Below are 3,832 nucleotides of genomic sequence, written 5' to 3'. Positions count from 1 at the left end.
ATCACAATGGTGAAGTTCTGCTTAAGGGCGTGGAGGGTGTCTTCCACCTTGAGGGTGGAGATGGGATCCAGGGCAGAGCAGGGTTCATCCATCAGAATCACCTCCGGCTCCACGGCAATGGCGCGGGCAATGCAGAGACGTTGCTGTTGCCCCCCCGAAAGGGAAAGGCCATTTTCCTGGAGCTTGTCCTTGCACTCGTCCCACACGGCTGCTCGGCGCAGGGAGGTTTCCACCAGCTCGTCCATATCCCCCTTGAACCCGTTGATGCGCGCCCCAAAGGCAATGTTCTCGTAAATGGTTTTGGGAAAAGGATTGGGCTTCTGAAACACCATGCCGATGCGCCGCCGCACCTCCACCGGATCCACGCGAGGACCGTACAGGTCCTGACCGTGAAATAACACCTTACCCTTCATGCTGAAGGACTCAATCATGTCGTTCATACGGTTAAAACATCGCAGCACCGTAGACTTTCCACAGCCGGACGGTCCAATGAAGGCGGTCACCTTGTGCTTGGGAATGTCGAGGAAAACATTCCTGACAGCCGCAAACGTCCCGTAGCTGATGGTGACGTTGTCACAACTGATGATGGGGGCGACAATGGAGGGCATCATGGTGCGGGGTGGGGGAAGGGATGTCAGAAAGCGGAGAAGCGCGCCAGCCAGCGGGCCAACAGGTTGGCCGCCAGAATCATCACCACAAGAATAAACGACGCCGCCCAGGCCAATTGCATCTGGGGCGCAAAGGGCATGATGCCGAAGTTGTAAATCTGGACGGACATGGTGGCCGTGGGGGCCAGAAGGCCCAGCCCCGACGACCAGTCAGGCCAGAAGGGGGAAAACAGGGCCGTAAAGATCAGTGGGGCGGTTTCTCCGGCGGCCCGGGCAATGCCCAGCACCACCCCCGTGGCAATGGGGGAGACAGCCGCCGGCAACACCACGCGGGTAATGGTGACAAACCGGGAGGCGCCAATGCCCAGGGACCCCATGCGCAACTCTGGAGACACCAGCTTGAGTCCCTCGTCGGTGGTCTTGACAATGGTGGGCAACATCAACACGGCCAGCGCCAGCGACCCCGCCATGGCTGAGAAGGACTCACCCCAGAGAACGCGGGTGTTCACCACCAGGGCATAAATAAACAAACCACAGATGATGGAGGGGACGCCAGCCAACACGTTGACACCAAAGCGAATGGACTGGGCAAACCAACCCGTCCTGGCCACCTCGGCCAGATAGATGCCGCCCCCCACACCAACGGGAACGGCCACCAGTGCCGCCATGCCCGTCACTATGGTGGTACCAATGACGGCATTGCCCATGCCCATGGGCTCGGACAATCCCGGTGGCGGCGGCAACTCGGTGAAGATGGCAGGGGTGATGGCTCCTCCCCCCTTGTAGAGCACGTACAGAATGACGGCCACCAGCAGCAGCACCGCCATGGCCGAAAACAGGGCCGCCAGCAGATTCATGGCCCGATTCCAGAGGTTGCGCGGGGCGTAGGGGTTGTAGTTCAATCCCGAGGCCGCTGGAGGATGTTGAGTGGTGGTCATGGCGTTAGTCGTATTTCAAGGCAAACCGCTTGACGATAACCTGGGCGCAGATGTTCACCAGGAAGGTGAGGACCATCAGCACCAAAGCCGCGTAGTACAGGGCGGACACTTGAATATCGTCCGCCTCGCCAAACTGATTGGCCAGCAGGGAGGCGATGGTGCTGCTGGGGGCAAACCAACTGGTGCTCAGCTTGGTGGAGTTGCCAATGATCATGGTCACGGCCATGGTTTCCCCAAGGGCACGCCCCAGAGCTAACATGGCGCCCCCCACGATCCCGGAAATGGCGGCTGGGATCAGCACCTGGAAGATGCTGGTCCAGCGGGTGGCCCCAACGGCATAGGCCCCTTGACGCAGCTCCGGGGGCACTTGATTGAGGGAATCCCGGGAGACGGCCGTGATGATGGGCAGCAGCATCACCACCAGAATCAAGGAAGCCATGGCCAGGTTGGGACCGCCGGGTTCCGTGCTGAAAACAGGAAGCCAGCCCAGGTGGGTGTGCAGCGGTGTGAGGGCCGCCAGAAAACCGTTGAGCATGGCCATGGCCCAAAGTCCCAGCACCACTGAGGGAATGGCCGCCAAGAGCTCCACCATGAAGCCAATGGTGGTTCTCAACTTCTGGGGTAGTAAATCTTCCGTCAGAAAAATCGCGGTCCCCACCCCCAGGGGCACGGCCAGCAGCAGCGCCAGTGCCGACGTCATCAGGGTGCCGTAGATGGGCGTCAGCGCTCCGTAATCATTGCGGACGGGATTCCAACTGCTGTCGGCCAAAAAGCTCAGGCCAAAGTGGGGAATGGCTCCCCAGCGCACCCCGAACGTCTCTTCGTCATTCCAGGCGGCGATGCCTTGCCAGATGGAGTCCGGATTCCAAGGCAGGAGACTGGAGAGATCCCCTTGAAACACCGCCTGGAAGCCCACCGTAAAGAAAATCCCGAACACCGTCACGCTGACGACGGAGGCGAGGACGGCCGTCATGCGAATGAAGGCCCGGTCAACCAGTTTCTCTATCCAGGGACGCTTCTTGTGGGTGAACATGGGTGCCATAACAATGCCGTACCGGGAATCTTGATCCAGAGCCTGTACCCGTGCAGCAAGGCCGGAGCGCTTGCACCAGTCTTGCCGTGGTGTGGCTCAGGGCCGCAAGGAGGCAACGGCAGCCTTGGACTTGGCCACCACGCTGTCGGGCAGAGGCACGTAACCGAGGGAGTCGCTGATGGCCTGGGCCTCGTCCGAGAGCATGTAGTTGAAGGCCTCCTTGAGAGCATCCAGATTCCTGCCGTTGCCGGTCTGGTACGCCAGAACCCAGGTGAGGGACACAATGGGGAAGGAATTGGCGCCAGCAGGGTTGGCGTCTGTCCCCCGCAACTGATCGTCCAGAACGATCTTGGACAGACCCTCGGCGGCAGTGGCGGCGCTGGGCTTTACGTAGTTGCCGTCCTTATTCTGGAGGGCAGCCACCTGCAGGCCGGAGCGCTGTACGTAGCCGTAGTTCACGTAGCCAATGGTGCCCACCTTGTTCTGGATCAGGCCAGCCACACCGGAATTGCCCTTACCGCCCACGCCAACGGGCCACTCAACGGTTTTGCCGTCGCCCACCTTCTCTTCCCATGCCGAGGAAAAAGCCGAGAGGGATTTGGTGAAGCCTGCGGTGGTGCCGGAACCGTCGGAGCGGTGGGCCACGGTGATGATACCGGGGGCGCAACTCAGGGTGGACCAATTGGTGATGCTCCCCATGAAAATACCCACCACTTGACTCTGACTGAGCCTGAGGTCACAACCGGGCTTATTGTAGGCCACCGCAATGGCACCGCCGGTCATGGGGATTTGCACCACGCCACGGCGCACCCTGGCCACCTTTGCATCGTCCATGGAGGAGTCCGAGGCGCCGAAGTCCACGTCGTTGTTGGTGAACAGCTTGACGCCGGTGCCGGAACCCGTGGCCTGGTAGTTGACCTGGGGACCGCCATCAGCCGCCAGATCCTTAAACCAGCGCTCATAGATGGGGGCAGGGAACGTGGCGCCGGCGCCATCAAGACGGGTCTGAGGAAAGGCTTCGCCAGCACCGAAGAGCGCTGCACCCATAAGCACTGCAGCAAGAGCATTCCTGGCCTTTTTGCTGAGGACAGACATGGAAAATTCTTGAGACATGGAGGGAAAGTCTTCCCGTAAGGAAGGCTAGGGGGACAGGAGGTTAATTTCCACACCCAATGACTTAAGGGCACCTCGAAAAACTGGACAGGCTGCCGACACGGGATGCCCTCTCACCATGAAAAAGCCAGTTGTGAAAA

4 protein-coding genes are annotated in these 3,832 nt (G+C 60.2%); all 4 read right to left on the bottom strand.

Features of this window, described 5'->3' with window-relative positions:
• A partial coding sequence (locus FLM9_RS00435; protein WP_074456750.1) for a phosphate ABC transporter ATP-binding protein occupies nt 1–611 on the bottom strand: 611 nt, incomplete at its 3' end.
• A 23-nt stretch (nt 612–634) separates the two neighbouring features.
• Nucleotides 635–1,546 (bottom strand): phosphate ABC transporter permease PstA, encoded by a 912-nt coding sequence (gene pstA, locus FLM9_RS00430; protein WP_074456749.1) that lies wholly within the window; start codon nt 1,544–1,546, stop codon nt 635–637.
• 4 nt (nt 1,547–1,550) lie between these two features.
• Nucleotides 1,551–2,588, bottom strand: coding sequence for a phosphate ABC transporter permease subunit PstC (pstC, locus tag FLM9_RS00425; protein WP_074456748.1), 1,038 nt, complete (start codon nt 2,586–2,588; stop codon nt 1,551–1,553).
• 87 nt (nt 2,589–2,675) lie between these two features.
• Nucleotides 2,676–3,674 carry a phosphate ABC transporter substrate-binding protein PstS gene (gene pstS, locus FLM9_RS00420; RefSeq protein WP_074456747.1) on the bottom strand — a complete coding sequence of 333 codons (999 nt, stop codon included), beginning with the start codon at nt 3,672–3,674 and terminating at the stop codon, nt 2,676–2,678.
• Nucleotides 3,675–3,832 lie beyond the last annotated feature (158 nt).

Source organism: Candidatus Synechococcus spongiarum, from assembly GCF_900047545.1.
GTDB classification, from domain to species: Bacteria; Cyanobacteriota; Cyanobacteriia; order PCC-6307; family Cyanobiaceae; genus Synechococcus_B; species Synechococcus_B spongiarum_C.
Note: the sequence above shows the minus strand (reverse complement) of the source record. Positions and strands in the feature narration are given on the sequence as shown.

Excerpts from the sequence above, each read along its gene's own strand:
- pstA (WP_074456749.1), bottom strand. The coding sequence starts at position 1,546 with ATGACCACCACTCAACATCCTCCAGCGGCCTCGGGATTGAACTACAAC.
- pstC (WP_074456748.1), bottom strand. The coding sequence starts at position 2,588 with ATGGCACCCATGTTCACCCACAAGAAGCGTCCCTGGATAGAGAAACTG.
- pstS (WP_074456747.1), bottom strand. The coding sequence starts at position 3,674 with ATGTCTGTCCTCAGCAAAAAGGCCAGGAATGCTCTTGCTGCAGTGCTT.